This is a genomic window from Mycobacterium sp. MYCO198283 (assembly GCF_021213805.1).
Classification (GTDB): domain Bacteria; phylum Actinomycetota; class Actinomycetes; order Mycobacteriales; family Mycobacteriaceae; genus Mycobacterium.
In genome coordinates, this window is the sequence record NZ_JAJQJI010000002.1 from 185,394 (window position 1) to 211,762 (window position 26,369).

The following is a 26,369-nucleotide window of genomic DNA, read 5'->3' on the forward strand; positions in this document are numbered from 1 at the left end:
CATCGGGAGCGTGGCCGCCATGGCGGCCTGGCCTGAGCAAAGATTCTGTCACATACTTCTCGGAGTCCGCCAGCTTTCGCAACAGGGTGACCTCATTTGCTCAGCGAACTGACCTGTGGTTGTCGGCCACCGGCACGAAGCTTCTCTCGATACGGCGGCCCTGGCGCGTCGAGAACTCGCCGTGCCGAACGGTGGTCCGTCCATCTATCGCCGGCGCGCGCCGATCCGTTACAGCGCCGCCCTGCGAACCGGATAACCGCACGTCAGCCGCCCGGCATTCATCGGCGGGCGACCAGCGACGATGTCAGCATGCCACAGCGCCCGGGGCCGCGCCGTTCGTCGGCCCGGACCGTCCGCCCGCGAACCGCTCCGGCGGCCGAGCCCGCCGAGTCCTTGCCCGGCCGCGGCCGCGAACCCGTCCGCCGAAGCGCCGCCGGCAAACCCACAACTCCGGGCGAAGGGCTCATCTGGTCACGCTTTCCTTGCACAGTGAGCTACTGGCTAAAGAACGCCGGCCGCGCCCGGCCATCGGCGGCGCGCCGGCCGCGACGCGCCGACACGTCACACCACCAGGAGTCGGATGGCGGTGGTGGCGACGAACGCGGTCAGCGCAAACGCCGCTCCGCACCACACGCGGCACGCCACCGCGGCGGCGGCCCGGCACGACAGCCGCGCCGCATCGCCCAGGGTGCGCACCGACGGCCGCCGGAACCACCTGGCGAACGTCATCGGGGTTGCCGCGCCGAAGCCCGCGACGGCCCCGACGTAGAGCCAGTCGACGCTCCATGCGCCACTTCCGGCGAGCACTCCCACCGCCGCGCACGCCACTGCACCGAGAACCACGCCCGGCCCGTCGGCCGACGGGCGCCGCAGCGACAGCAGGTGGATCGAGGCACCCGCCAGCGCCCCCAGCACCGTGGCCACGATCACGGTCACGACCTGCAGCCTCGCCCGACGCGGCGGACCGCCACGACCGCCGCCGCGCCGACGAAGACTCCGCAGCCGGCGCTGACGGGAAGGAGCGCCAGACACAGCGCTCCGTCGGCGGTGCGCATCCCCAGTGCGGCGACCACCACGACGGCGACACCGACCTGCGTCGCCGCACAGGTCGCCACGACGGTGGTCGCGACGGTGGCGCCGAGGGCGTCGACGGCTGCGGTCATGACCGCCATGGACAGCGCGACCGCGAGCAACACCGCGGCCGGGTCGTCGGCGGCATCCGGCAGTGCCGTGCACACCCCCAGCCGGACGATCCCGCCGGCGACACATCCTGCTGCGACGCCCATCGCTTCGAACAGCGGGCGGACCGGCGATTCGCTCACCGGGGCACCCTATCGGCGAGGTCCGGCCGCGACGGCTTACCGCAGCCCGCCCGCCACCACGTACTGCAAGTCCTGGACGTAGGGGGCGTCGACCACTTCGTAGGGCGACTGCACGGCGGTCACCTGCCGCCCGTCGCGCCACATGGCCGCCGAGACCATGCCCGTCGCCAGCGGGAAGCTGCAGATCCCCATCCCGGCCGGCACCTGGCATCGGTGCTGCCGGGCTCCGGCGCTGACCGTCAGTTGTGACGGCGCCGTGGCGAAGCTCACCACCTCGACGGTGTCCTGCGCCGGGGTGGTGTCGGGCACCAGCTCCATCGTCTTGGTCTGCGGATAGACCGGACGGGCCGCGGCCGGTTGGGTGCGGTGGGAGACGTAGAGCGCGTCGCGGACCACCGGTGGTTCGAACCCGTACTTGTAGGTGGCGATGTCGTAGGCGTTCAGGTCGAGCAGCCGCCAGCCGTGTTTGACCGAGGGAGCGATCGCGGTGTTCTCGGCGTAGTCGTTCCAGGTGAGCAGCTGCACCCACTCCGCATGCTGTTCGGTGGCGATCTGCCAGGCCAGTCGGTTCGTCCGGCCGTTCTGCGGCTCCTCGTAGAACCCGACTTTCGGCCGGCTGTCCTGGTAGGCGACCGCCTGCATCCAGATCTTGCCGAGGTGGCGACTGCGCTGGATGAGGTCGACGGGGTAGGTGCTGCCGGCGAGCGTGGTCGGCAGCGACGCCGGATTGCGGCCGCCCCAGTTGCTGAAGCCGAAGCTGATCGGCGCGAAGGCCTCGAGGTTCGGGTCCGCATGCAGGAAGGTGGGCACGAAGGCCGCGTCGATGCGGTAGGTGGTGCGCAGCTGGTCGAGTGCCTGTCGCCACCATTCGACGGGTTGCGCCTCGGCGTAGAACGCCCCCAGGACCGGGCGTCCGTCGCCGAGCCGGAAGGCCCCGGGTTCGTCGAGATAATCGGCGAACTCCGCCGCGAACTGTGCCGGTGTCAGTTGCGCCAGCGGTCCGGCCATGTCCGCGGTGACGAACACCGTGAAATCGCTGAACGTCCGCGCCGCCGCGAGCATGCGCGCGGGGACGTCGGACGCGGTGCGCGGCAAGATGATGTCGACGGCGAACCCGTCGATGCCCACGCTGCGCGCCTGATCGATCTCGGTCCGCAGGTCGCGGTCACGCCAGTCGGCGGCGTCGAGTGGCGCCCGCGGCAGCGGACGGTCGCGCAGGTAGCCGCCGTAGGCCGCATGGATGCCGCCTTCGCCGTCGGGCCGCAGATATTGGGTGGTGTAGTAGTCGCTGTCGGCCGGCTTGTTGTCGAGCGAGATCGGGAAGTTCGGCATGTAGTGCGCGAACACCTTGCGGTCGGTCGGCAGGGCCGGCATGTCGAACGGCAGGTAGGGAGTGGCCCGCACGGGCGCCGACGCCTCGGGACCCGACGGCGCAGCGGGGCGCGACGGCGATCCGGATTGGGCGATGGCCAGGCCCGCGACCGCCAGCGCGACGACGGCACAGGCGGCCGTCAGCTTAGGCCGCACTCCCCTACGCAGGCGCTGCAAGGCGGCCCCCCTGGATGATGCCAACTGCTGGCAGCGTACCGGAACGGCCCGTTCCGTCCGGGCGCTCGCGGCGCAGGTCAGCACCCCCGGCGACGGACGCGAGGCGCGGTCAGCAGTCGCCGTCGACGGCGGCCTTGCCCAGCGCCGCGAACTGGTAGGCGTAGATGTAGGCCCACACGGCCAGCGACAGGTCGTATCGCCGGGGCACCGCCCGCATGGCCACGTCGGCGCTGTCGCCGTAGCACTGCGCGAAGATGTAGCGGGCGCGCACCAGGTGGTAGCGCCAGGTGACGACCACGATCCGCGACCAGTGCCGTTCCGCGGCGAGGCGGCGCGCCATCATCGCCTCGCCGCGGGTGGTGGAGGGCTCCGGCCGCCGGCACACGACGGCGATCCCGTCGAACGTGTGCCCGCACAGCGGTGTCATGACCGGATCGTCGGGCACGTACGGATCGGAGAGCAGCACCGTCTTCGCCGACACCTGCCGCGCCACCGTCAGGCCGTAGCGCTCGCGCCCGTCGTGTTCGCCGCCGAGGACGATCACCGCGTCCGCGGCGGCGACGGGGTCGTCCTTCGCCGAACCGAGCAGCAGCGTGCCGCCCACCACCGTCGCCGACATCACCAGGCCCAGGACGAGCGCCGTCGCGACGGTCAGCCGGACCGCAAGCGGCGCGCGTCGCCCACGGCGCCGAGGCCGCGGCGCGCCAGTCACGCTCGTCCCCATCACCCCGCGTTATCACCCCGCGCTGCCCTTGACGACAGGCGCCGCCACCGATCGGCGTCAGTGTAAGGACGCCGGAGACCGACCGGGCCGCAGCCGCGGGCGCGGCCCCGAATACGATGACCGCCATGACGAGCGTGACAGAACCCTCGGCCGAGCACGAGATCGACGTCCACACCACCGCCGGCAAGCTCGCAGAGCTCCGGAAGCGCAGGGCGGAGGCGGAGCATCCGGTCGGCGAGGCGGCGGTCGAGAAGGTGCACGCGCAGGGCAAGCTGACGGCGCGCGAGCGGATCTACGCGCTGCTCGACGAGGGTTCTTTCGTCGAGCTCGACGCGCTCGCCCGGCATCGCAGCACCAACTTCGGGCTGGCCGAGAAGCGGCCGCTCGGTGACGGCGTGGTCACCGGCTACGGCACCATCGACGGCCGCGACGTCTGCATCTTCAGCCAGGACGTCACGGTGTTCGGCGGCAGCCTCGGCGAGGTGTACGGCGAGAAGATCGTCAAGGTGCAGGACCTCGCGGTGAAGACCGGCCGCCCGCTCATCGGCATCAACGAAGGCGCCGGGGCCCGCATCCAGGAGGGCGTCGTCTCGCTGGGCCTGTACGGCGAGATCTTCTTCCGCAACATCCGGGCGTCCGGGGTGATCCCGCAGATCTCGCTGATCATGGGCCCCGCCGCCGGCGGCCACGTCTACTCCCCGGCGCTCACCGACTTCGTGGTGATGGTCGACAAGAGCAGCCAGATGTTCATCACCGGACCCGACGTCATCAAGACGGTCACCGGCGAGGACGTCACCATGGAGGAGCTGGGCGGCGCCCACACCCACATGGCGAAGTCGGGGCTGGCGCACTACGTCGCGTCGGGTGAGCAGGACGCGTTCGACTACGTCCGCGAGCTGCTGAGCTACCTGCCCAGCAACAACGCCGCGGATCCGCCGCGGTTCGCGGTGCCGGTGCCCGACGGGCCCATCGAGGACAACCTCACCGCCGAGGACCTCGACCTCGACACGCTGATCCCGGACTCGCCGAATCAGCCCTACGACATGCACGAGGTGATCACCCGGATCCTCGACGACGACGAGTTCCTCGAGGTGCAGGCCGGCTACGCCCCCAACATCATCGTCGGCTTCGGCCGGATCGACGGCCTGCCGGTGGGCATCGTGGCCAACCAGCCGACCCAGTTCGCGGGCTGCCTCGACATCAAGGCGTCGGAGAAGGCCGCGCGATTCGTGCGGACCTGCGACTGCTTCAACGTGCCGATCGTCACGCTGGTCGACGTCCCGGGCTTCCTGCCGGGCACCGACCAGGAGTACAACGGCATCATCCGGCGCGGCGCCAAGCTGCTCTACGCCTACGGCGAGGCCACGGTCGCGAAGATCACCGTCATCACCCGCAAGGCCTACGGCGGCGCCTACGACGTCATGGGGTCCAAGCATCTGGGCGCCGACGTGAACATCGCGTGGCCGACGGCGCAGATCGCGGTCATGGGGGCGTCGGGCGCGGTCGGCTTCGTGTACCGCCAGCAGCTCAAGGACGCCGAGAAGAACGGCGAGGACGTGGAGGCCCTGCGGCTGCGGCTGCAGCAGGACTACGAGGACACGCTGGTGAACCCCTACATCGCCGCCGAGCGCGGATACGTCGACGCCGTCATCCCCCCGTCCCACACCCGCGGCTACGTGGCGACGGCGCTGCGGCTGCTCGATCGCAAGATCGTGCAGATGCCGCCGAAGAAGCACGGGAACATTCCGCTGTGAGCGAAGCGAACGATCCAGCACCGGTGAGCGAAGCGAAGGATCCGGCCGCCACGGACATCGTGGTGCTGCGCGGGAACCCGACGGACGAGGACCTGGCCGCGCTGGTGGCGGTGCTCGGCGCGACGGGCACCGGGCCGCCGCCGGTGAACACCGGGGAGCGCAACCTGTGGGGCCAGCCGATCGACCGGCTGCGGTATCCGGTTTTCAGCTGGCAGCGGGTGACGCTGCTGGAGCGCAACAAGCTGCGGCGCTGACGGCTTGTCGCAGCGATGACCCGGGTGGTGCTCGGATCGGCGTCGGCGGGCAGGCTGGGCGTGCTTCGGCAGGCGGGCATCGCACCGCTGGTGGTGGTGTCGGGCGTCGATGAGGACGCGGTGATGGCCGCGCAGCCGCCGGGGTCGCCGCCGGGTCAGGTGACGACGGCGCTGGCGACGGCCAAGGCGGACGCGGTGGCGGGCGGTCTGACACCGGATGTCGCCGCCGATTGCGTGGTCATCGGGTGCGATTCGATGTTGTCCATCGACGGTGAGCTGCGCGGCAAGCCGGGCTCGGCCGAGGCGGCGCACCGCGCTTGGGGCCAGTTGGCGGGTCGCTCGGGGGCGTTGCACACCGGTCATTGCGTCATCCGGCTCCGTGGGGACGAGGTGGCTCGCGCGGCCGCGGCCGCGGTCACCTGGGTGCGGTTCGGTACGCCGTCGCCGGCGGACCTGGACGCCTATGTCGCCAGCGGTGAGCCGCTGGGCGTGGCGGGCGGGTTCACCATCGACGGTCGTGGCGGCTGGTTCGTCGACGGGGTGGACGGTGATCCGTCGTCGGTCGTGGGCATCGGGCTGCCCACGGTCCGGAGGCTGTTCGAGGCCACCGGGTTGTCGCTGGCCGGGCTGTGGCGCGACAACCCCGTCCCCTGATCGCTGCCGGCAGGTCTCGCTTCGGGCACGATCCGGACGCGACAGCGGGCGTCGCCGGTTGGCTCCTCCGGGCAACGGGTAGGCACGGGGGGACAGAGGGAAGACGACACGAGTCCGGAGGAGTTGTCCTGTGACCGGTGCGCTACTGCTCGGGTATGCCGTGGGGTGGTTGCTCACCTCGCTGATCCTCTTCACGGAGAGCCGCGTCGCTCGCGATCGTGACCATCCGGCCGCCCATCCGGTCGCGCTGGCGGTGCTGACCGGCGCGGCCTGGCCCATTGTGCTGCTCGGCTTCGTCGAAGCCGGTTCGTTGCTGATCGCCGCCAAGGCGCTGGGCCGGCCGAACGGACATCCCGTCGGCTGAGGGCGTCGCCCGCGCCCGCATCCGCAGTAGGCTCGGGATGTGCCCGTACCTCCCGATCCCAGCCCCGCCTTGGCGTCCTACGCCCACCCGGAACGCCTCGTCACCGCCGACTGGCTGTCGGCTCACCTCGGAACGCCCGGCCTGGCGATCGTCGAGTCCGACGAGGACGTGCTGCTCTACGACGTGGGCCACATCCCCGGCGCCGTGAAGATCGACTGGCACACCGACCTCAACGATCCCGCGGTGCGCGACTACATCACCGGCGAGCAGTTCGCGCAGCTGATGGATCGCAAAGGGATTGCCCGCGACGACACCGTCGTCATCTACGGCGACAAGAGCAACTGGTGGGCGGCGTACGCGCTGTGGGTGTTCACGCTGTTCGGCCACCCCGACGTGCGCCTGCTCGACGGCGGCCGCGACCTGTGGATCTCCCAGGGCCGCGACACCACGCTGGACGTGCCGTCGAAGACCGGCAGCGGGTATCCGGTGGTCGAGCGCAACGACCCGGCGATCCGGGCGTTCAGGGAGGACGTGCTCGCCCACCTCGGCAGGGGCCCGCTGATCGACGTGCGCTCGCCGCAGGAATACACCGGCGAGCGCACCCACATGCCGGACTATCCGGAGGAGGGCGCACTGCGCGGCGGCCACATCCCCACCGCGAGGTCGATCCCGTGGGCGAAGGCGGCCGACGAGAGCGGCCGGTTCCGCAGCCGCGCCGAGCTGGCGGAGATCTACGGCTTCGTCTCCCCCGGGGACGAGACGGTGGTGTACTGCCGGATCGGCGAACGCTCCAGCCACACCTGGTTCGTGCTCACCCATCTGCTGGGCATCCCGAACGTGCGCAACTACGACGGCTCGTGGACCGAGTGGGGCAACACGGTGCGGGTGCCGATCGTCGTCGGTCCCGAGCCCGGGGACGCGCCGCACCGATGACCCTGCCCGCGCCGCTGGCGGAGGTGGTGTCCGATTTCCGTGAGGTCGACGGGCAGGACAAACTGCGGCTGCTGCTCGAGTTCGCCGAGGAGCTTCCCCCGCTGCCCGCCGAGCTCGGGGAGGCGGCGATGGAGCCGGTGCCCGAGTGCCAGTCGCCGCTGTTCCTCCACGTCGACGCCGCCGACCGAACGCACGTCCGCCTGTACTTCTCGGCGCCGGCCGAGGCGCCGACCACGCGGGGTTTCGCCTCGATCCTCGCCACCGGCCTCGACGGCCAGTCCGCCGACGACATCCTCGCCGTGCCCGACGACTTCTACAGCGAACTCGGGCTGGCGGCGTTGATCAGCCCGCTGCGACTGCGCGGCATGTCGGCGATGCTGGCGCGCATCAAGCGGCGGCTGCGCGACGGCTGACCGGCGGCCGCAACGTGCGCGAAAGCTACCGGCGGGTAGCGGCACCGCTCGTCGAGGCCCCGGGCGCTCCGCCTAAACTGCCCGCGATAGGTTCTTAAAGACGTTCTTAAATACGCCATTCCAGGAGGCGCTGTGGCCGCACATGCCAGCTCGAAGATCTCCAAGGTCCTCGTCGCCAACCGTGGCGAGATCGCCGTCCGGGTGATCCGGGCCGCCCGCGATGCCGGCCTGGCGAGCGTGGCGGTGTACGCCGAGCCCGACGCCGACGCGCCGCACGTGCGGCTGGCCGACGAGGCGTTCGCGCTGGGCGGGCAGACGTCGGCCGAGTCCTACCTCGACATCGGCAAGCTGCTCGACGCCGCCGCGAAATCGGGCGCCAACGCCGTGCATCCGGGCTACGGGTTCCTCTCCGAGAACGCCGACTTCGCGCAGGCCGTCATCGACGCGGGCCTGATCTGGATCGGTCCGAGCCCGCAGTCCATCCGCGACCTGGGCGACAAGGTCACCGCCCGCCACATCGCGGCCCGCGCGCAGGCGCCGCTGGTGCCCGGCACCCCGGACCCGGTGAAGGACGCGGACGAGGTCGTGGCGTTCGCCCGCGAGTACGGCGTGCCCGTCGCCATCAAGGCGGCGTTCGGCGGCGGCGGCAAGGGCATGAAGGTGGCCCGCACCATCGAGGAGATCCCCGAGCTCTACGAGTCGGCCGTCCGCGAGGCCACCGCGGCGTTCGGCCGCGGCGAGTGCTTCGTCGAGCGCTACCTCGACAAGCCGCGCCACGTGGAGGCGCAGGTGATCGCCGACCAGCACGGCAACGTCATCGTCGCCGGCACCCGCGACTGCTCGCTACAGCGCCGTTTCCAGAAGTTGGTCGAGGAGGCGCCGGCGCCGTTCCTCACCGACGCGCAGCGCAAGGAGATCCACGAGTCCGCCAAGCGGATCTGCAAGGAGGCCCACTACTACGGCGCCGGCACCGTCGAGTACCTGGTCGGCCAGGACGGGCTGATCAGCTTCCTGGAGGTGAACACGCGGCTGCAGGTGGAGCACCCGGTGACCGAGGAGACCTCCGGCATCGACCTGGTGCGCCAGCAGTTCCGCATCGCCAACGGCGAGCCCCTGGACATCGCCGAGGACCCGACGCCCCGTGGCCACTCGATCGAGTTCCGCATCAACGGCGAGGACGCCGGACGCAATTTCCTGCCGGCTCCCGGCCCGGTCACGAAGTTCGTGCCGCCGACCGGTCCCGGTGTGCGGCTGGACTCCGGCGTGGAGACCGGCTCGGTGATCGGCGGGCAGTTCGACTCGATGCTCGCCAAACTCATCATCTCCGGCGCCACGCGCACCGAGGCGCTGGAGCGCTCGCGGCGAGCGCTCGACGAGTTCGTCGTGGAGGGTCTGGCCACGGTCCTCCCGTTCCATCGCGCGGTGGTCAGCGATCCGGCGTTCATCGGCGACGACAACGGCTTCACCGTCCACACCCGCTGGATCGAGACCGAGTGGAACAACACCGTCGAGCCGTTCACCGGCGGTGAGGCCGTCGAGGAGTCCGACACGCTGCCGCGCCAGACCGTGGTGGTGGAGGTCGGGGGCCGGCGCCTGGAGGTGTCGCTGCCCGGCGATCTGGCGATCGGCGGCGCCGGCGGACCGGCCGACACCAACGTCATCCGCAAGAAGCCCAAGCCCCGCAAGCGCGGCGCCGCGGCCGGTGCGGCCGCCTCCGGCGATTCGGTGACGGCGCCGATGCAGGGCACCGTGGTGAAGGTCGCGGTCACCGACGGCCAGCAGGTGTCGGCGGGCGATCTGATCGTCGTGCTGGAGGCCATGAAGATGGAGAACCCGGTGACCGCCCACAAGGACGGCACCGTCGCCGGGCTCGCCGTCCAGCCGGGCGCCGCGGTCACCCAGGGCACCGTGCTGGCCGAGATCAAGGACTGATCGCCCCCCCCCCCCCCCGCGCCCAAACCGACGTATGGGCGCGAAAGTGCGAGAAGATCGCGCCATTTCGTCGATCTCGGCGCGGGAAGGTCACGGTGCAACCGGTCGAGATCAACGCCGGCGCCTGGTATCTGCGGGCGCTGCGCGACGACGACCGGATGGACGACCGGCCGTCGCTGGCGGGGCTCGGCGAGACCGACCCCGGATACGTCGCGCGCCGCACCGCGCAGTGGTCGGCCGACACGCACTACAGCTGGGCGGTGTGCGAGCCGACGACCGGCGAACTGCTCGCCGAGGTGGTGCTGGACGCGGCCGACAGGACCGTCAGCGTGCGGGCCCGGCCCGGCTACGACGACGCCGCGCGCGCCGGCGCCCGGGCCGTCGAGCGGTTCGCTGCCGCGGCGCTGCCCTGACGCGTCACACCGGGTCGATGTTCTGGTCGATGTCGACGCCGGTCGCGAGGTCCTCGCAGTCGACGAGCAGCACGTCGTCCCGGCGGCTCAGGAACGGCCCGGCGCCCGCGTCGCCGCGGGCTTCGGACACGATCGCCGTCCAGTGTTCGCGGGCCACCACCACCGGATGCCCGGGCCGCTCGCCGTAGCGGGCGCGGGCGATCCCGGCGGGCGCGGCCCGGGCCGCGTCGAGCACCCGCGCCACCACGTCGGAGCCGACGTCGGGGGTGTCGACGGTGTGCAGGACGGCGTAGCCGGCGGCCGTGTCGGCGGCGGCGGCCAGACCCGCCCGCAGCGACGCGCTCAACCCCTCCTGCCACCGGGGTGCGGGCACCGCGCGGGCCGGTGGGGGCGGGTCCACGACGGCCGCGCCGAGCACCACCAGCACGTCCGAACAGCCGCCGCGTGCCAGGGCCTCGACCGCCCCGCGCAGCCACTCCCCCTGCGCCGCAAGCACTTTGGGCATGCCGAAGCGGGTGCCGGCACCGGCGGCCAGCACTACGCCCACCGCGGCAGCCATGGCGGTCATTCCAGCTGGTCGCGCAGCCGGGCCAGCGTCCGCGACAGCAGCCGCGACACGTGCATCTGCGATATCCCGACGCGTTCGGCGATCTGGCTCTGCGTCATCGAGTCGAAGAACCGCAGCACCAGCACCGTGCGCTCGCGTTCGGGCAGCGCCTCGAGCAGCGGCCGCAGCGCTTCGCGGTTCTCGATCTGGTCGAGGTTGGCGTCGCGGCCACCGAGGGTCTGCAGGATGGACGGGGTGTCCTCGTCGTCGTCGCTGCCGCTGTCGATCGACAGCGTGTTGTAGCCACTGCCGGCGATCAGGCCCTCGACGACCTCTTCCCGGTCCAGCCCGAGTTCTTCGGCCAGCTCGGTGGCGGTCGGTGCGCGACCCAGCCGCTGCGACAGCTCCCCGGTGGCCGCCCCGAGCTGCAAATGCAGCTCCTTGAGCCGCCGGGGCACCTTGACCGACCAGCTGTTGTCACGGAAGTGCCGCCGGACCTCACCCATGATGGTCGGCACCGCGAACGACACGAAATCCGATCCGGCTTCGACGTCGAACCGGTTGACGGCGTTGACCAGGCCCAGCCGGGCGACCTGCGCGATGTCGTCACGCGGTTCGCCGCGGCCGTCGAACCGCCGGGCGATGTGCTCGGCCAGCGGCATGCAGCGGGTGACGATGCGGTCACGCTGCCGGTTGTATTGCGGCGAACCCACTTCGCACGCCGCCAGCTCCTTGAAGAGCTCGGGGACGTCGGCGTATTCGGAGTTCGATCGGGTGGACGAGCGGTCGCTCACGTGCTGGGGCCCACCCGACGCGCCGTCATCGTGATACCGAACAGTTGCCCTCCCAGCTGCACGCCGTCGTGCCCGTCGTGGAAGGTGTCCAGGCTGTCGGTGAGCGAGCTGATGACGTGCCAGCTGAAGCTGCCCGGGGTCAGCACGTCACCGTCGGCGCACGTGGTCGACGCGGACACCACCAGCTTGCCTTCGCGGGGTTCGGCCACCACCGACAGCACCGAGTCCGGCGTGGATGACCGGATCAGCCGCGTGCACGCCTCGTCGATGGCCAGCCGCAGGTCGGCGACGGCGTCGAGATCGAGATCCTGGAACGTCCCCACGGCGCTGATGAGGGTGCGCACGATCGCCAGGTTGTCGAGCTGCGCCGCTACGCGGAACTCGACGGCCTGTCCCAGGGGACGGGAATGGATCTGCGCAATCCCGTTTTCCGACATGTGACCTCCCAGCGGTCTCGGGCCGAGGCTATACCACGGCAATCGCCTGCTTTTCACCGCTTGGCCCGGCGGCAGGGTGCGTGTAAGCGGCGCGGCGCAGGGGTATGCCGCTCGCGTGATTCGACCACCTGCCGCGCACGGACGGGCGATCCTGTTCCGGCCGTCGGAGACTGACGCCGTCGGCGCCCGTTGCCGTCCGATGCGATGACCATCGCACCACGTCATACCCACCGGTGTGGACGGCGTAACGCATGAGACTGCGCAGGAGCAACGTGCGGGGGCCGGGCATCCGGCGCGTCAAGCGCGGTAAGGGGTTCTCCTACTACGGTCCGGACGGCGCGCCGGTGGACGACAAGACCAGGGCGCGCATCGAGGCGCTGGTCATCCCGCCCGCGTGGAAGAACGTGTGGATCTCGCCGCACCAGAACGGCCACATCCAGGCCGTCGGCACCGACGCCGCCGGCCGGCGGCAGTACTGGTACCACCAGCAATGGCAGCGTGAGCGGGCCGAGGAGAAGTTCGAGCGGGTGCTGCGCATGGCGAAGCTCCTGCCGGACTGGCGCGCCCAGGTGCTCAAGGACCTGGACGCCGACGGGCTCGGGCGCGACAAGGTGCTCGCGATCGCGCAGTACCTGGTGGATCACGGCTACTTCCGGTCCGGCGGCGAGGAATACGCCCAGGAGAACAACAGCTTCGGGCTCGCCACGCTGCGCAAAGACCACGTCAGGGTGGGCCCGACCTGCGTCGAGTTCGACTATCCGGCGAAAAGCGGTGTGCAGCGGACGATTTCGTTGGCGGATCCGCTGATGGTCAAGGCGGTGGGCGAGCTGCGGCGCGCCGACACCGCATGCGACCGGCTGCTCTGCTACCGCACCGACGACGGCGGCTGGGCCGAGGTGCACGCCGACGAGATCAACGCCCGGTTCCACGAGATCCTCGGCCCCGAGTACAGCGTGAAGGACATGCGCACCTGGCACGGCACGGTGCTGGCCGCCACCGCGTTCGCCGTCGCGCCGCCACCGACGTCGAAGACCGCCATCAAGCGGGCCAACGCCGCGGTGATGAAGGCGGTGTCCGGTGAGCTCGGCAACACCCCGGCCGTGGCCCGGTCGTCCTACGTCGACCCGCGGGTGGTGCGGGGCTACGAGAACGGCCTGACCATCGCCCGGACGCTGCAGCGGGCCGATCAGATGCGCAACGAGGACAAGCGGCAGGACGCGCTGGAGCGGGCGACCGTCCGGCTCATCCGCCGCGTCGACAAGCTGAAGTGATCGTCAATAGCCGGTGGGGCTGCCGTTGCCGAGGTAGCGCAGCCCGCTGTCGGTGAGGCGGGCGGCGCCGACGACGTTGCGGGTGTCGAGCACGACGGCGTCGGGGGCGTCGCGGCCGATCACCTCCCAGTCGAGCTCGGCGAACTCCGGCCATTCGGTGAGCACCACGACGGCGTCGGCCTCCTTCGCGGCGACGTAGGCGTCGGCGGCCAGCGACACCCCGGCGGCCGCGAGCGCCGCCCGGTCCACCGAGTCCTGCCGCGGGTCATAGGCCGTCACCGATGCGCCGCAACCGCGCAGCCGGGTGCACACCGCCAGCGCCGGGGAATCCCGGACGTCGCTGGTGCCGGCCTTGAACGTCAAGCCCAGCACCCCGATCCGCACCTCGGTCAGCGGGCGGGTGAGCACGCGCCGCAATGTCGCGATGATCCGCCCGGCCTGCGCGGCGTTGGTCTCCCGGGCGGCCTCGACCTCGCGCAGCGCGACGCCGAACTCGCGGCCGGTGTTGACCAGCGCGGCGGTGTCCTTCGGCAGGCAGGAGCCGCCCCAGCCCGGTCCCGGCGCCAGGAACTTGTCCCCGATGCGCGGATCGGCGCCCATGCAGGCGGTGACGTCGCCGATGTCGGCCGCCACGCCGGCGCACAGCTGCGCCAGCGAGTTGACGAACGACAGCTTCACGGCCAGGAACGCGTTGCTGGCGTACTTGGCCACCTCGGCACTCTCGGGGCTCATGAAGAGCACGGTGTCGGTGTCACCGGCGTACAGCGCCGCCACGGTCCGCGCGGCCGTGTCGTCGTCGGCACCGATGACCACCCGATCCGGATGCTCGAAGTCGTAGATCGTGTGGCCTTCGCGCAGGAACTCCGGATTGCTCACGGTGTGGATGCGGCGCGCGGCGAGGAAGCCCGCCACCCGCCGCGAGGTGCCGACGGGCACCGTGGATTTCATCGCGACCACCGCGCCGTCGTCGAGCACCTCGCCGAGCCGCCGCACCGCCGATTCGACGGCCGAGAGGTCGGCACTGCCGTCGGCGGTGGTGGGTGTGGGCACACACACGAACACCACGTCGCAACCGGTCAGCGCCTGGTAGTCGACCTCGAACCGCAGGGCGCCGGAGTCGAGGCCCGTCCGCAGCCGCTCGGGGAGCTGCGGCTCGTCGAGCACCGGCTCGCCGCGGCGCAGCGCCGCCACCTTGTCCGGGTTGGCGTCGACACACACGGTGTCGAATCCCTTGTGCGCGAGGCACACCGCGCTGGTGAGCCCGACGTAACCGGCGCCGACCACTCCGAGCTTCACGCTGTCCATCCCCGTGGGTCCTTTCTCATGCGCAGGCCGCGACCTGTTGCCGGGCGGCGTCGACGACGTCTGCGACCGTGATCGCGAGCAACCCCGGATGCACTCGCGCGGCGTGTGGGTCGCCCGTCTCACCGGCCCACAGCACCCGGTGGGGTCCACCGCGGGGACCCCACAGCTGCGGCGGAGTGGGGCCGAACAGCAGCACCGACGGTGTGCCGGTGGCGGTGGCGATGTGGGCGACGCCGGTGTCGCCGCTGATCAGCAATTGCGCGTCGGCGATCAGCGCCACCAGGTCTGGAACGTCCAGGGCGCCGGCGAGCACGGCCGCCTCGGGGAGCCCGGCGCCGGCCGCGACCTGGTGTGCCAGCGGCGTTTCCGCGGCCGAGCCGGTGATCACCACGCGCTGCCCAGTCTCGGCGAGGGCGGCGGCGACGGCGGCGAACCGCTCGGGCGGCCAGCGCCGGGCCGGCGACGCCGCACCGGGATGGACGACGACCACTCCGCGGTGGCGCTGCGGCCGGTCGGGCCGGGCGATCCGCAGATCAAGTGCGTCGCAACGGATCCCGGCGGTGGCCAGGAGCGCGCACCACCGGTCGAGCTCGTGCAGGTCGGCCCGCCACGGCGGCCCCGTCAGCTCGGGATAGCGCGGATGGGCATGCGTCACCACCGCTTTCGGTGACGTGGCGAGCAGGTCGGCGATGCTCTCGGGGCCGCGGCCGTGCAGGTTGACCGCGAGGTCCGGCGCAGGTCCGTCCCACCGCAGTGCGCCGAGCCCGGCCGTCGGCAGCACCTCGTCGACCGCCCCGCTGAGCAGCGCGAGGTCGGCGAGCGGCGCGGGGGTGGCGAGCACGATCCGCGCCCCCCGATGGTGTGCCCGCAGGCCGCGCAACGCCGGGATGCCGGTCAGCAGGTCACCGAGCCCCAGCGCGCGCAGCACCAAGACCGTGTCGACCGCCGCGCCGGCCGTCACGGCCACGACGACTCTTCCGACGAGCAGACCACCAGCTCCCGGATCTCCGAGCCGGCCGGCTGGCGCAACGCGAACACGACGGTCTCGGCGACGATCGCGGGATCGTTGAGCTTGGCGTCCGGTCCCGGCTTGTACTGCTCGGTGCGGCCGTCGAAGAACGCCGTCTGCATGCCGCCGGGGATGAGCAGCGTGACGCCCACCTCGCCGGCCAGTTCGGTCGCCAGCGCACGGGTGAAGCCGACAACGCCGAACTTCGACGCGCAGTACGCGGTGGCGTCGCTGACGGCCTTGATGCCCAGCGTCGACGCGCAGGTGACGATGCGGCCGTTGGTGGCCTTCAGGTACGGCAGGGCGCTGCGGATCACCGCGGCGGTGCCGAGCAGGTTGACGTGCAGCACCCGCTCCCACTCCTTGGCGGGCACGTCCGCCAGCTTGCCGCAGCGATCGGTGCCGGCCGGCGTGAAGACGGCGTGCAGCTCCCCGCCCACCGATTCGGCGAGCTCGGTGACCGCCGACTCGACGGTCGCGCTGTCCGCGAGGTCCGCCCACGCGTAGGGCACCTCGCCGGATTTCCCGTCGCCGCGGGAGCCGGGCTTCGTGATGTCGATGACCAGCGGGTTGCCGCCGTGGCGGCGCACGGCGTCCACGGCCGCCGCCCCCAGACCGGACGCGCCGCCCGCGATCAGCACGTTGCCCAGCGGGCGCAGTTCCGGTGTGCTCATGGGTCCCTACCTCATTCTTCCGGTGCCGCGCCGATCAACGGGCGGCGGCGATCAGCTGCGATGTCGAGTAGCCCGGCACGGTGGGCAGCACGACGACGTCGCCGCCGTGCCGCTGCACCACCTCCGCTTCGGGAAGGGTCACGCCCGAGTAGTCCCCGCCTTTGACCCAGATGTCGGGCCGCAGCGCCTCCAGCGCCGCGGCGGGCGACGACTCGGTGAAGATCGCGACCCCGTCGACGCAGCCGAGCGCACCCAGCACCCGCGCCCGGTCGTCCTCGGACACCACCGGCCGCCCCTCGCCCTTGAGCGCCCGCACCGAGTCGTCGGAGTTGATCAGCACCACCAGCGCGTCGCCCAGGGCCCGGGCCCGGCGCAGCAGCCGGATGTGCCCGGTATGCAGCAGGTCGAAGCAGCCGCCGGCCGCCACCAGCGTGCCGCCCCGCTTGCGGACCCGCTCGGCGAGCTCGAGCACCGCGGGCATGCCGGTGACCGCGGTGTCGGGGCGCGGCACGCCGAAGCCCGGCAGGTCGGCGGGGCTCGACACGCCCGCCGCTCCCCCGCTCGCCACGAACCGCGACGCCGCGTCGACGGCGCGGGTGGCGGCCCGCAGCGGATCGTCGCCGTCGGCGAGCGCCAGCGCGGCGGCCACCGCGAAGCGGTCCCCCGCGCCGCAGGTGTCGGCGCGGCCGTCGGCGGCCACCTCCGGCGGCGGGATGTGGTTCACCGCGTCGGGGTCGGCGACCACCGCTCCCCGCGAGCCCAGGGTGACGCTGACCGCCCGCGCTCCCCACTGCCGGCGCAGCGCCTCGGCGCGGTGCCCGGGAGACGCGGTGTCCGGCGAGAACCGCTGCGCCTCGGCCGAGTTCGGGGTGACGAGCGTTGCGCCGGGGATGGGCGGCCCGCCGCGGGGATGCGGGTCCCACACCACCGGGATGTCGGCCGCCAACTCGATGAGCAGCGCGCGCAGCTCCTGGTGAGCGGCGACCCCGTGACCGTAGTCGGCGACGCAGATCGCAGCCGCCGCCCGCAGCGCGTCACGCGCCTGCGCGGGCAGCGGCTCGTCGGCGGCGTAGCCGTCCCCGTGGTCGACCCGCACCACCGATTGGCCGGCGGCGCGGATGCGCACCTTCGCCAGCGTCGTCCCGGTCAGCGGCAGGCCGATCACCCGGATCTGCGGGTGCTCGGCGGCGAACAGCCGGGCCAGCGCCCGTCCGCTCGGATCGTCACCGGTGGCGGTGACGAGCACGACATCGGGATGCGCGCGCGCCGCCAGCACCGCCGCGAGCCCGGCGCCGCCGGGACGGTGCCACACCCGCTCCGGCTCGACGACGGGCACCGGCGCTTCCGGCGACAGCCGCTGCGCCGAGCCGTCGATGTCGACGTCGAGCATGAGGTCGCCGACGACCACCAGCGCGCTCATCGCTGCGCCGCTTCCCGGCTGAGCCACACCTCGTCGAACGAGATGCACAGCGAATGCAGGAGCACCAGGTGCAGCTCCTGCACGGTGGCGGTGGTGGGAGCGTCGATGCAGATCGCGTCGTCGCACAGCGCCGCCAGCGGGTTGGGCGCCGCGCCGGTGAGCGCCCAGGTGATCATCCCCGCCTCCTGCGCGGCCTTGGCCGCGGCGAGCACGTTGGCGCTGGTGCCGCTGGTGGACATCGCCACCAGCACATCGCCCGGCCGGCCGTGGGCCCGCACGCCGCGCGCGAAGATCTCCTCGATGCCGTAGTCGTTGCCGATCGCGGTGGCGGCCGAGGTGTCGGCGTGCAACGCGATGGCGGACAACGGTTTCCGCTCGTCCTTGAACCGGCCGACGAGTTCGGCGGTGAGGTGCTGCGCCTCGGCGGCGCTCCCGCCGTTGCCGCACGCCAGCAGCCGGCCGTCCGAGGCGAACACGTCCGCGAGCCGGGCACCCCACTCGGTGACCCGGCCGATACTGGCGCGGGTCTGCGCGAGCGCGGCATCGAGTGCGGCGAAATGCTCCTCGACGAGTTGGGTGGTCATGCTGCACCTCGATCTCTCACGGCGGCCACGGCCGCCACGACGTCCTGGTCGGTGATGCCGTCCAGGCAGGGATGGCCCGGCACCGGGCAGGCGCGGGCGCGGGTGTCGCGGCACGGTGCCCGCTGATCGCCCAGGACCACGACGGGCGTGCCGTAGGGCGCCCACTTCGCCGCCGGCACCACCGGCGCGAACAGCGACACCACCGGCGCACCGACCGCGGCGGCCAGGTGAGCCGGCCCGGTGTTGGGCGCCACCACGGCGGCCGCGCCGGCGAACACGGTGGCGAGCTGGCCGAGCGTGGTGCGCCCGGCGATGTCGAGCGCCGCGTCCCCGGCGACGTGCGCGGTGCGGGTCCGGTCGGCGGCCGTGCCGGTGACGACGACGCGGTGGCCCGCGGCCCGCAGCGCCCGAACCATGCCCGCGCACCGGTCGGCGGACGGCTGGCGCGCCGGCACCGCGGCGGCGGGATGGAACGCGACGTAGCCGCCCGGACCGATGTCGGCGGCGACGTCGGCCGGCAGCGGGTCGAGCGTGCGCAGCCGCAGCCTGCCGTCGTCGCCCGGCGGCAGCGCGAAACCTGCCGCCGCGGCCAGCGACAGCGCGCGCTCGGGTTCGGGGATGAGCTCGTCGACCCGGTGACGCAGGTCGAGCAGCGTGCCGGGGTAGTCCTCGCAGGTGGCGCCGATCCACGGCACGCCCGCCATCCGGCAGATCAACGCCAGCGGCAGCGGCGACTGGTGGAACGAGGTGAAGATCAGCACCGTGTCGGGCCGCTCCTCGGCGATGAGGCCGACGAGCCGGCTCACGTCGTCCGCGGTGAGCTGCGGGGCGTCGAAATCCACCCAGGCCGCGGCCCACTCGATCACCCGGTCGACGGCGGGCAGCAGCCCCGCGGCCGCACTTCCGCGCGGACCCGCCAGGAATACCGTGCGGTCGTGGGCCGCCGCGACCGCGCGCACCGCCGGGCCGGTGATCAGGACGTCACCGACGCTGTCGAGGCGAGCGACCAGCGCGGTGCTCACCGGCGCTCCCGCAGCACCAGGTCCACCGCGCCGACGAGCGAATCCGCCACGGCCGCCGTCTTTCTCGCGAGGCTGACCTCTTCGGGCAGCGTCCGCTCGGTGGGCACCAGGACGGCGCGGGCGCCCGCCGCCAGCGCCGCCTCGACGTCGCGGCCGATGTCGCCGATCACCACGCAGCGCTGCGGCGGCACCCCGAGTTCCTCGGCGGCGGCGAGCACCATGCCCGGTGCGGGCTTGCGGCAGTCGCAGCCGTCGCCGGCGTCGTGGACGCAGACCTGCCACGAGCCGAACGGCCCGAGCAGCTCGTCGACGCGGGCGTTGACCGCGGCCAGCTGGTCGGCGGTGATGAGTCCCTTGGCGATGCCCGACTGGTTGGTGACGACCCCGAGCAGCAGGCCCGCGTCGCGCAGCCGCTGCAGCGCGCGCCGCGCACCGGGCATCGGCTCGACGCCGGCCGGGTCGTTGAGATAGGGCCGATCGCGGATCAGCGTGTCGTCCCGGTCGAACAGCACGGCCAGCGGCGGGTCGACCGGCACGTGCCGGAACCGCCACCAGCCGCGCAGCCGGTGGCCGACCGCGACCGGCGGGACCAGCGCGCTGCTGGCGGCCATCGCGGCGATCTCCCGCGGGGTCTTCGGTCCGCCCGCGATCCGCCGGGCGGTGAAGTCCGCCGTCAGCGCCAGCCAGCCCGCGGCCGCGGCGAGCGCGGTGCGTCGCCGGCCCGTCGCCCCGGCGAGCCCGCCCAGCAGCGCCACCGCGGTGGTCGCCGCGTGCAGCCGGATCCGGCCGCGGCCTTCCCCGATGGCATCTCGCCAGCCGGGGCCGAACTTGCGGCGCAGCAGCGCGTCGTCGGCGTTGCCGCGCTGCGCCCGCACGCTGCCGAGCACCGAGGTGGGCGCGGCGGCGGCGACGGGATGCGTGCAGCCCCGCGACCCGCCGACGATCCGGCCGCCGGCGCGGGTGACGCGCAGCGCGATGTCGGAGTCCTCGCGGTAGGCGCGCGGAAAGCGCTCGTCGAAGCCGCCGCACGCGACGAGCGCGCTGCGCCGGTACGCCATGTCGGCGGTGATCCACCGGGCGGTCTCCAGCCGCAGCGTGCGGCGTTCGTCGTCGGTGGCGGCGCGCCCGGCCGGCGCCGGCACCGCGATCCGGCCCTGCGAACCCGCCACCGCAGGCTCCGCGTCGGCCGCTGCCAGGTCGTCGGCGACCCGCGCCCGCCAGTCGGCATCCGGCACCACATCGTCGTCGAGGAAGCAGACCCACGGCGTGCGGGTGGCCCGCCAACCGGTGTTGCGGGCGGCGGCCGGCCCGCGGCCGCCGGAGCGGCGCACGGTGATCGGCAGCGTCGTCTCGGGCAGCGGGAGCGCCGCGTCGCCGGGCCGGTCGTCGACCACCACGATCGCCTCGGGCACCGGTCCGTCACCGGCGTCGAGCGCCGCCAGCAGCCGGGCAAGCGAGGGCCGACCGATGCTGGGGATGACGATCGAGAACGCCGGGACCTGGGTCAACAGCGCCGCCCTCTGCTCTTCGCGCAAGCGCTCATCGCCTCCTCCGGCGCACGAGGAACGGTCCCAGCGCCAGCACGTCGATGGGCGCGCTGCCGAAGCACTCCAGCGCGTCGCGGGGACTGTCGACCATCGGCCGGCCCGCGGTGTTGAAGCTGGTGTTGACCACGACGGGCACCCCGGTGAGGTCGGCGAAGGTGCTGATCATGCGGTGCAGCACCGGCTGGCTGGCGTCGACGGTCTGGATGCGGGCGGTGCCGTCGACGTGGGTGACGGCGGGGATGCGGTCGCGCCAGGCGGGCGCGACGTCGTGGACGAACAGCATGTACGGGCTGGGCAGCGGGCCGCCGCTGAAGATCTCCGCCGCGCGGTCGGCCAGCACCATCGGCGCCACGGGCCGGAACTGCTCACGCCCCTTGACGTTGTTGAGCCGTTCGAGGTTGGCGGCGTGGCGCGGGTCGCCGATCAGCGACCGGTTGCCCAGCGCGCGCGGGCCGTACTCGGAGCGGCCCTGGAACCAGCCGACGAGCTGGTTCGCCGCCAGCGCCTCGGCCACCGCGACGGCGATGTCGTCGGGCCGCTCGTAGACGATGTCGGCAGTGTCGAGGATCTCCGCGATCTCGTCGTCGGACCAGCCGCGTCCCAGCGACGCCGAGGGCATCGGCGAGATCGGTTCCCGGTGCTCGGCGGCGAGCGCCAGCGCCGCGCCCAGCGCGGTGCCCGAATCCCCGGCGGCGGGCTGCACCCAGATGGTCTCGAAGTCCCCGGCGCGGTGCAGTTCGGTGTTCGCCACACAGTTGAGCGCGACGCCGCCGGCCAGGCACAGCGTGCGCGACGACGTGCGGCCGGCCAGCCAGCGCACCAGGTCCCCGAGTACCTCCTCGACGACCGTCTGCACGCTGCAGGCGAGGTCGGCGTGCACCGGGTCGAGGTCTTCTGCGCCGGGTGCGCGCGGCGGCGTGAACTCGTCCCAGTCGACGCGCTCAGTACGGAAGGTGCCGTCGTCGCAGGCGTACACCAGTTCGCGCAGCCGCTCGGCATACGCGGGCCGGCCGTAGGACGCCATCGCCATCACCTTGTACTCGTCGCTGGAGCGTTGGAAGCCCAGCCGCTCGGTGAGATCCTCGTAGAGCAATCCCAACGAATGCGGAAGTTCAGTCGACGCCAAGATGTCCAGTTTCCCGTCGCGGTATTCGCCGGCGAGCATCGACGTCGCCTCGCCGCGGCCGTCGACCACCAGCACGGCGCTGTCCGGCTCCGGCGACGCCAGCGACGCCGACGCGGCGTGGGCGACGTGGTGGCGCACGTGCGACACGATGCCGGGGTCCAATCCGGGCAGCGCGGCGGACAGGAACTGCGGGGCGCGGCGGGCGTACAGGGTGCGCAGGTACTCCCAGTCGCGGTCCTGGCCGGGGATCGGCCCGCCGGGAACGTCGGCGAGCGCCGGGTCGTAGGAATAGCCGACGGCGTCGAGGTCGGCGGGTGTCAGCCCCGCGAAGTCCAGGCACCAGCGCGCGGCCTGCGTCGGGACCTCCCAGGTGGAGAACGCCACGGCCTGCTTGCCGTGCTTGCGGCGGGAGAAGCGCTCCTCCTCGGCTGCGGCGACCACTTCACCGTCGATGACGAGTGCGGCGGCGGGATCGTGGAACACCGCGTTGATGCCGAGTATGCGCATGGTTCACCCTCTCGAAGAGACCGTGCTGACGGCAGGGAAAAGCGCGCCCACATTTCTTGAGGCGAGAAGTGCTTTACCCTCACGTCTACCTGCTAAACGGTCGCGGCGCCAAAACGCCGCGCCGCCGGACCCCGCCGCGACCGATCGATCGCGGCCGCCGACCGTGCTCGGCGTGCGCACCGCGACCGGGCCGCAATGTCGTTGGCTGGCAATCGGATTCGTGCACCGCACCGCGGCGGGCGACTACGCCGGAACGCGCGCCCGTCGACCGCTGACCATTCGGTGACGTCGGGCCGGACCATTCGCGTCAACCGGACTGGCGGTCGTCGGTGGCGCCGGTGATCCGGTCGGCGTCCGCGTCGGCCCCGCCGTCCGCGCGCAGCGGGAGCACCCGCTGGTAGGCGCGCAGGGTGTCGGCGGCGATGCGGTCCCAGGTGTACCGCGACACCGCCCGGCGCCGGCCTGCAGCGCCCCACTGCGCCAACCGATCCGGGTCGCCCAGCAGTGACGCGGCCGCCTTGGCCACCGCGCGATGGTCGCGGGGCGGCACGAGCACGCCGGTGGCGCCGTCGACCACGGTGTCGAGCAGCCCGCCGACCGCCGCCGCCAGCACCGGCACCCCACACGCCATGGCCTCCAGCGGCACGATGCCGAACGGTTCGTACCAGGGCGTGCACGCCACCAGGTCGGCCGAACGCAGCAGGGCGGGCATGTCGGCGCGCGACACCGAGCCGGTGAGCTTCACGCGGTCGGCCACACCGACATTCGCCGCGAGCTTGCAGAGCCGCCGCGCCTCGGAGTCGGAGAACAGTTGCCGGGGTGCCGGCCCGCCGACGATCATCAGCTCGGCGTCGGGCACCGTGGCCATGGCGCGGATGAGGATGTCGAAACCCTTGCGCGGCACCAGCCTTCCGACCGAGACGATCCGGGGCCGGTGCGAGCGGGCGGCCCGCGGACCGTCGGGGGTGAAGCGGTTGGTGTCGACGCCGCAGGGCACCACCGAGACCTTCGAGCGGGCGCGTCCCAGCCGCACCAGCTCGAACACCTCGTCGGTGCAGGTGGCCGCCACCCAGTCCGCGGTGCGGGCGAGCTCGGCCTCCAGTCGCAGCCGGTCGGACGGGCTGGTGTCCTGCGCACCCTGGTGGCGCTTCTTCACGACGCCGAGGGCATGGAAGGTCTGCACCATCGGGATGCCGCGGCGCTGCGAGGCGTACTGCGTCGCCAGGCCCGACATCCAGAAGTGCGCGTGGCTGACGTCCGGGCGCTCGGCGGCCCAGAGCGTGTCGAGGTGTGCGCCGAAGGCCGGCATGTGTGCCAGCAGATCGTCCTTGGGCAGCACCGTCGGCGGTCCGGCCGGCACGTGGACGACGCTGTAGCCCGCGCCGGTGTCCACCTGGTCGGGCAGCGCCGGATCGTCCCGGCGGGTGTAGACCGTCACCCGGTGGCCCCGCCGCGCCAGCGCCGCCGACAGCTCGGCGACGTGCACGTTCTGCCCACCGGCATCGACGCCCCCAAGCGCCGCGAGCGGGCTGGCGTGCTCGCTCACCATGGCGATCTTCAACGGCATGTCCTTCCCGCCGGCGCGCGCGTGGGCCTGCTGGCGCGGCGTCACCGGCACATCTCCTCGATCAGCCGATCCCAGTCGGCGAGGAACCGGGCTAAACCGTAATGCGCCAGCACGAACGCGCGGGCGGATTTTCCGGCAGTTCGCGCCAGTTCGGGGTCGGCGACGTAGCGGGAGAGCGCTTGGGCCAGCGTGTCGGGATCGGCGCTGACGACGCCGGCCTCGCTGGGCACCGCGAGCGGCGCCATGGTGGAGGCCACGGCGACCACGGGCATCCCCAGGTGCATCGCCTCCAGCAGCGACAGGCCCAGCGACGTCCAGCGGGCGGTGTGCACGTACACGCGGCGGCGACTCACCTCGTCGTGCAGGGCAGGCGGGGCGAGGTCGCCGTGCCCGCGCACGGTGCCGCCGTGATCGTCGAGTTCTTCGGTGCCCATGCCCCACACGTCGACGGGCACGGCGGCGCCGAGGCGGGGCAGCAGGTCCGTGCCGACCACCCGCCCCCGGCGCACCGGTTCGTTGATCAGCGCCGCGGCGGCCGGCAGTTCGCCGGTGTAGCGCTCGCCGGGGTCGATGATGCCGTGGTCGATGGTCAGCGTCGGCGCGCGGCCGTTGTCCCACATCAGCCGGTTGAAGTCGGTGACGTGGACGAGGGGGATGTCCGCCCGCTCGGCCAGCGGGTGCACGCTGTCGGTGGGCGAGGGCCGCGGCGCGTTGTGCTCGACGAAGACGGCCGGCACGTCGATGCCGGGCCGCCGACCGAGCCATCGTTGCGCCAGGTCGAGTTCGGCGGGCCGCTGCAGGATCACCAGGTCGACCGGTTCGTCGGCGAGCCGATCGGCCGGTACCTCGCGCGCATTCGGCCAGTGCCGCCCGCACAGGCCTCGCCCGTCGGCGTCACCTGCGGCGTTGCGTGGGATCAGGTAGTCGTGGCGACCCTGGACGAACGACTCGGTCCACGAACCGTGGACGTGCCACAGCACAACGCTTCGCCCCGCGGCCGAGTCGCGCATGAGAGGTGTTCTTCCCTTCCCCCGTTCGGGCCAAACCTGGCCCACCCGCGGCAGGTACCGCGGCGTACCTGCAGTCTGCCGCCTCGGACGGGGTGCTCGCTGCCAGGCTGCGCGGCGTTTCGCGCGGGAACCGCCCGGGTACGGCACGGCCGTGACAACAGGCCCCGAACCGTTCGACGAAGAAGTCCCGATCGCCGACGCGCTCGAGCAGCGCCAAGCCCTCGACGAGGAGCCGCCGGGCGCCGACGGCACCCCACCGCCGGCCGAGAGCGACCCGGCCGACTGGCAGGAGCAGGTGGCCGACGCCGGACCCGAGGACGACGACTACGACCGGGCGCAGCGCCCCGGGGCGGAGGACGCATGAGTGACGGGAAGAACGCCATCCCCTATCCCGGCCACACCGCCGAGATGGCCGACGCGCCCCGCGACGAGATGCGCGACTACGAGGGCCGCGGCCTGCTCGCCGGGAAGCGGGCGCTGATCACCGGCGGCGACTCCGGGATCGGCCGCGCGGTGGCGGTCGCCTTCGCCAAAGAGGGCGCGGACGTCGCGATCGCCTACCTCGACGAGCACGACGACGCCGCGCACACCGAGCGGCTCATCACCGACGCCGGACGGCGCGCGCTGCTGCTGCCGGGCGACCTCGCCGATCCCGCGCAATGCCGCACGATCGTCGAGCGCACCGTCTCCGAGCTCGGCGGACTCGACGTGCTGGTGAACAACGTCGCCTACCAGAACCCGGTCGACGACTTCACCGAGATCCCCGACGACCAGTGGCGCCGGACGTTCGCGGTGAACATCGACAGCTTCTTCTACGTCACGAAGGCGGCCGTGCCGCACCTGGAGGGCGGCGGCGCCGTCATCAACACCGCCTCGATCAACGGGCTGCGCGGCAACGAGAAGTTGATCGACTACTCCGCCACCAAGGGCGCGGTGCTCGCGCTGACCTACTCGCTGGCGCAGTCGCTGCTCGAACGGGGAATCCGGGTCAACTGCGTGGCGCCCGGCCCGGTGTGGACACCGCTCATCCCGGCGACCATGTCGGCCGCCACCCGCGACGAGTTCGGTCGAAGCGTCCCCTACGGCCGGCCCGCCGAAGCCGACGAGATCGCGCCCTCGTACGTGTTCTTCGCCTCGGCGCGGATGTCGTCGTACTACAGCGGCGAGGTGCTCGCGCCGATCGGCGGCGAGACACTGCCCGGCTGACGGTCGCGTCACCCGGGCGCGTTTCATGTGCG

28 protein-coding genes are annotated in these 26,369 nt (G+C 72.6%); 11 read left to right on the forward strand and 17 right to left on the reverse strand.

Translation table 11 applies throughout. The features are described 5' to 3' along the window. Positions 1-561: 561 nt before the first annotated feature. The 4 genes from LV457_RS05030 to LV457_RS05045 form a co-directional block, all read right to left on the reverse strand. Positions 562-936: a hypothetical protein gene (locus LV457_RS05030; protein WP_232169446.1), complete on the reverse strand. Its 375-nt coding sequence runs from the start codon at positions 934-936 to the stop codon at positions 562-564. Continuing rightward, positions 933-1,322: a hypothetical protein gene (locus LV457_RS05035; protein WP_232169447.1), complete on the reverse strand. Its 390-nt coding sequence runs from the start codon at positions 1,320-1,322 to the stop codon at positions 933-935. Before LV457_RS05035 ends, LV457_RS05030 begins: the two co-directional genes overlap by 4 nt. A gap of 36 nt (positions 1,323-1,358) precedes the next feature. Continuing rightward, on the reverse strand, positions 1,359-2,849 hold the full coding sequence (locus LV457_RS05040; RefSeq protein WP_232169448.1) for an endo-1,3-alpha-glucanase family glycosylhydrolase: 1,491 nt from the start codon (positions 2,847-2,849) through the stop codon (positions 1,359-1,361). A 130-nt stretch (positions 2,850-2,979) separates the two neighbouring features. Next, positions 2,980-3,582, reverse strand: coding sequence for a YdcF family protein (locus LV457_RS05045; protein ID WP_232169450.1), 603 nt, complete (start codon positions 3,580-3,582; stop codon positions 2,980-2,982). 137 nt (positions 3,583-3,719) lie between these two features. On the opposite strand from LV457_RS05045, the gene LV457_RS05050 reads away from it, so the two are divergent. The 8 genes from LV457_RS05050 to LV457_RS05085 all read left to right on the forward strand — a co-directional run bounded on the left by LV457_RS05050 (position 3,720) and on the right by LV457_RS05085 (position 10,311). Next, entirely contained in the window at positions 3,720-5,348 is a 1,629-nt protein-coding gene (locus LV457_RS05050) for an acyl-CoA carboxylase subunit beta (protein ID WP_232169452.1), read from the forward strand. Beyond that, positions 5,345-5,602 (forward strand): acyl-CoA carboxylase subunit epsilon, encoded by a 258-nt coding sequence (locus LV457_RS05055; RefSeq protein ID WP_232169453.1) that lies wholly within the window; start codon positions 5,345-5,347, stop codon positions 5,600-5,602. Before LV457_RS05050 ends, LV457_RS05055 begins: the two co-directional genes overlap by 4 nt. Before the next feature lie 15 nt (positions 5,603-5,617). Beyond that, the gene (locus tag LV457_RS05060) at positions 5,618-6,256 is read left to right on the forward strand and encodes a nucleoside triphosphate pyrophosphatase (RefSeq protein ID WP_232169454.1); all 639 of its coding nucleotides are present in this window, start codon (positions 5,618-5,620) and stop codon (positions 6,254-6,256) included. 130 nt (positions 6,257-6,386) lie between these two features. Then, positions 6,387-6,620: a hypothetical protein gene (locus LV457_RS05065; RefSeq protein ID WP_232169455.1), complete on the forward strand. Its 234-nt coding sequence runs from the start codon at positions 6,387-6,389 to the stop codon at positions 6,618-6,620. A gap of 39 nt (positions 6,621-6,659) precedes the next feature. Then, entirely contained in the window at positions 6,660-7,553 is an 894-nt protein-coding gene (locus LV457_RS05070; RefSeq protein WP_232169456.1) for a sulfurtransferase, read from the forward strand. Further along, positions 7,550-7,966 carry a SufE family protein gene (locus tag LV457_RS05075; RefSeq protein ID WP_232169457.1) on the forward strand — a complete coding sequence of 139 codons (417 nt, stop codon included), beginning with the start codon at positions 7,550-7,552 and terminating at the stop codon, positions 7,964-7,966. The genes LV457_RS05070 and LV457_RS05075 overlap by 4 nt, the downstream gene beginning before the upstream one ends. Positions 7,967-8,098: 132 nt before the next feature. After that, positions 8,099-9,898 (forward strand): acetyl/propionyl/methylcrotonyl-CoA carboxylase subunit alpha, encoded by a 1,800-nt coding sequence (locus LV457_RS05080; protein ID WP_232169458.1) that lies wholly within the window; start codon positions 8,099-8,101, stop codon positions 9,896-9,898. Between the two features lie 95 nt (positions 9,899-9,993). Then, on the forward strand, positions 9,994-10,311 hold the full coding sequence (locus LV457_RS05085) for a hypothetical protein (protein WP_232169459.1): 318 nt from the start codon (positions 9,994-9,996) through the stop codon (positions 10,309-10,311). 4 nt (positions 10,312-10,315) lie between these two features. Here LV457_RS05085 and LV457_RS05090 read toward each other — a convergent pair whose 3' ends face one another. Genes LV457_RS05090 through LV457_RS05100 form a run of 3 tightly spaced genes read right to left on the reverse strand, consistent with a single transcriptional unit; the run spans position 10,316 to position 12,089 of the window. Then, positions 10,316-10,879 (reverse strand): NTP transferase domain-containing protein, encoded by a 564-nt coding sequence (locus tag LV457_RS05090; RefSeq protein ID WP_232169461.1) that lies wholly within the window; start codon positions 10,877-10,879, stop codon positions 10,316-10,318. Next, on the reverse strand, positions 10,876-11,652 hold the full coding sequence (locus LV457_RS05095) for an RNA polymerase sigma factor SigF (protein ID WP_232169462.1): 777 nt from the start codon (positions 11,650-11,652) through the stop codon (positions 10,876-10,878). The genes LV457_RS05090 and LV457_RS05095 overlap by 4 nt, the downstream gene beginning before the upstream one ends. Further along, positions 11,649-12,089, reverse strand: coding sequence for an anti-sigma factor (locus LV457_RS05100; RefSeq protein ID WP_232169463.1), 441 nt, complete (start codon positions 12,087-12,089; stop codon positions 11,649-11,651). The genes LV457_RS05095 and LV457_RS05100 overlap by 4 nt, the downstream gene beginning before the upstream one ends. Before the next feature lie 251 nt (positions 12,090-12,340). Here LV457_RS05100 and LV457_RS05105 point away from each other — a divergent pair, with 251 nt between their 5' ends. Then, positions 12,341-13,360 carry a DNA topoisomerase IB gene (locus LV457_RS05105; RefSeq protein ID WP_232169464.1) on the forward strand — a complete coding sequence of 340 codons (1,020 nt, stop codon included), beginning with the start codon at positions 12,341-12,343 and terminating at the stop codon, positions 13,358-13,360. A 3-nt stretch (positions 13,361-13,363) separates the two neighbouring features. Here the strand turns inward: LV457_RS05105 and LV457_RS05110 are convergent, their stop codons facing one another. The 10 genes from LV457_RS05110 to LV457_RS05155 all read right to left on the reverse strand — a co-directional run bounded on the left by LV457_RS05110 (position 13,364) and on the right by LV457_RS05155 (position 25,131). Next, complete coding sequence (locus tag LV457_RS05110; protein ID WP_232169465.1) at positions 13,364-14,665, reverse strand: UDP-glucose/GDP-mannose dehydrogenase family protein; 1,302 nt, start codon at positions 14,663-14,665, stop codon at positions 13,364-13,366. 16 nt (positions 14,666-14,681) lie between these two features. Beyond that, the gene (locus tag LV457_RS05115; protein ID WP_232169466.1) at positions 14,682-15,632 is read right to left on the reverse strand and encodes a glycosyltransferase family 9 protein; all 951 of its coding nucleotides are present in this window, start codon (positions 15,630-15,632) and stop codon (positions 14,682-14,684) included. Then, a complete protein-coding gene (locus LV457_RS05120) occupies positions 15,623-16,348 on the reverse strand; it encodes an SDR family oxidoreductase (RefSeq protein ID WP_232169467.1) in 726 nt (241 codons plus the stop codon). The genes LV457_RS05115 and LV457_RS05120 overlap by 10 nt, the downstream gene beginning before the upstream one ends. Before the next feature lie 34 nt (positions 16,349-16,382). After that, positions 16,383-17,768 carry a PfkB family carbohydrate kinase gene (locus LV457_RS05125; RefSeq protein WP_232169468.1) on the reverse strand — a complete coding sequence of 462 codons (1,386 nt, stop codon included), beginning with the start codon at positions 17,766-17,768 and terminating at the stop codon, positions 16,383-16,385. Continuing rightward, entirely contained in the window at positions 17,765-18,352 is a 588-nt protein-coding gene (locus LV457_RS05130) for an SIS domain-containing protein (RefSeq protein ID WP_232169469.1), read from the reverse strand. The genes LV457_RS05125 and LV457_RS05130 overlap by 4 nt, the downstream gene beginning before the upstream one ends. Beyond that, complete coding sequence (locus tag LV457_RS05135; RefSeq protein ID WP_232169470.1) at positions 18,349-19,374, reverse strand: glycosyltransferase family 9 protein; 1,026 nt, start codon at positions 19,372-19,374, stop codon at positions 18,349-18,351. The genes LV457_RS05130 and LV457_RS05135 overlap by 4 nt, the downstream gene beginning before the upstream one ends. Further along, positions 19,371-20,882, reverse strand: coding sequence for an HAD-IIIA family hydrolase (locus tag LV457_RS05140; protein ID WP_232169472.1), 1,512 nt, complete (start codon positions 20,880-20,882; stop codon positions 19,371-19,373). The genes LV457_RS05135 and LV457_RS05140 overlap by 4 nt, the downstream gene beginning before the upstream one ends. A gap of 31 nt (positions 20,883-20,913) precedes the next feature. Continuing rightward, positions 20,914-22,554: a carbamoyltransferase C-terminal domain-containing protein gene (locus LV457_RS05145; RefSeq protein WP_232169474.1), complete on the reverse strand. Its 1,641-nt coding sequence runs from the start codon at positions 22,552-22,554 to the stop codon at positions 20,914-20,916. A 307-nt stretch (positions 22,555-22,861) separates the two neighbouring features. Then, positions 22,862-24,115 carry a glycosyltransferase gene (locus tag LV457_RS05150; RefSeq protein WP_232169966.1) on the reverse strand — a complete coding sequence of 418 codons (1,254 nt, stop codon included), beginning with the start codon at positions 24,113-24,115 and terminating at the stop codon, positions 22,862-22,864. Between the two features lie 47 nt (positions 24,116-24,162). Continuing rightward, positions 24,163-25,131 carry a glycosyltransferase gene (locus LV457_RS05155; protein ID WP_232169475.1) on the reverse strand — a complete coding sequence of 323 codons (969 nt, stop codon included), beginning with the start codon at positions 25,129-25,131 and terminating at the stop codon, positions 24,163-24,165. Between the two features lie 151 nt (positions 25,132-25,282). On the opposite strand from LV457_RS05155, the gene LV457_RS05160 reads away from it, so the two are divergent. Together LV457_RS05160 and LV457_RS05165 are read left to right on the forward strand one after the other, a co-directional pair. Beyond that, on the forward strand, positions 25,283-25,495 hold the full coding sequence (locus tag LV457_RS05160) for a hypothetical protein (RefSeq protein ID WP_232169476.1): 213 nt from the start codon (positions 25,283-25,285) through the stop codon (positions 25,493-25,495). Further along, positions 25,492-26,337: an SDR family oxidoreductase gene (locus LV457_RS05165; RefSeq protein WP_232169477.1), complete on the forward strand. Its 846-nt coding sequence runs from the start codon at positions 25,492-25,494 to the stop codon at positions 26,335-26,337. Before LV457_RS05160 ends, LV457_RS05165 begins: the two co-directional genes overlap by 4 nt. Positions 26,338-26,369 lie beyond the last annotated feature (32 nt).

Bases quoted from the DNA above. Each gene is read 5' to 3' on its own strand.
- LV457_RS05120 (WP_232169467.1), bottom strand. From the start codon at position 16,348: ATGAGCACACCGGAACTGCGCCCGCTGGGCAACGTGCTGATCGCGGGC.
- LV457_RS05060 (WP_232169454.1), top strand. From the start codon at position 5,618: ATGACCCGGGTGGTGCTCGGATCGGCGTCGGCGGGCAGGCTGGGCGTG.
- LV457_RS05145 (WP_232169474.1), bottom strand. From the start codon at position 22,554: ATGCGCATACTCGGCATCAACGCGGTGTTCCACGATCCCGCCGCCGCA.
- LV457_RS05155 (WP_232169475.1), bottom strand. From the start codon at position 25,131: ATGCGCGACTCGGCCGCGGGGCGAAGCGTTGTGCTGTGGCACGTCCAC.
- LV457_RS05075 (WP_232169457.1), top strand. From the start codon at position 7,550: ATGACCCTGCCCGCGCCGCTGGCGGAGGTGGTGTCCGATTTCCGTGAG.
- LV457_RS05165 (WP_232169477.1), top strand. From the start codon at position 25,492: ATGAGTGACGGGAAGAACGCCATCCCCTATCCCGGCCACACCGCCGAG.
- LV457_RS05105 (WP_232169464.1), top strand. From the start codon at position 12,341: ATGAGACTGCGCAGGAGCAACGTGCGGGGGCCGGGCATCCGGCGCGTC.
- LV457_RS05090 (WP_232169461.1), bottom strand. From the start codon at position 10,879: ATGACCGCCATGGCTGCCGCGGTGGGCGTAGTGCTGGCCGCCGGTGCC.
- LV457_RS05110 (WP_232169465.1), bottom strand. From the start codon at position 14,665: ATGGACAGCGTGAAGCTCGGAGTGGTCGGCGCCGGTTACGTCGGGCTC.
- LV457_RS05125 (WP_232169468.1), bottom strand. From the start codon at position 17,768: ATGAGCGCGCTGGTGGTCGTCGGCGACCTCATGCTCGACGTCGACATC.
- LV457_RS05100 (WP_232169463.1), bottom strand. From the start codon at position 12,089: ATGTCGGAAAACGGGATTGCGCAGATCCATTCCCGTCCCCTGGGACAG.
- LV457_RS05050 (WP_232169452.1), top strand. From the start codon at position 3,720: ATGACGAGCGTGACAGAACCCTCGGCCGAGCACGAGATCGACGTCCAC.
- LV457_RS05130 (WP_232169469.1), bottom strand. From the start codon at position 18,352: ATGACCACCCAACTCGTCGAGGAGCATTTCGCCGCACTCGATGCCGCG.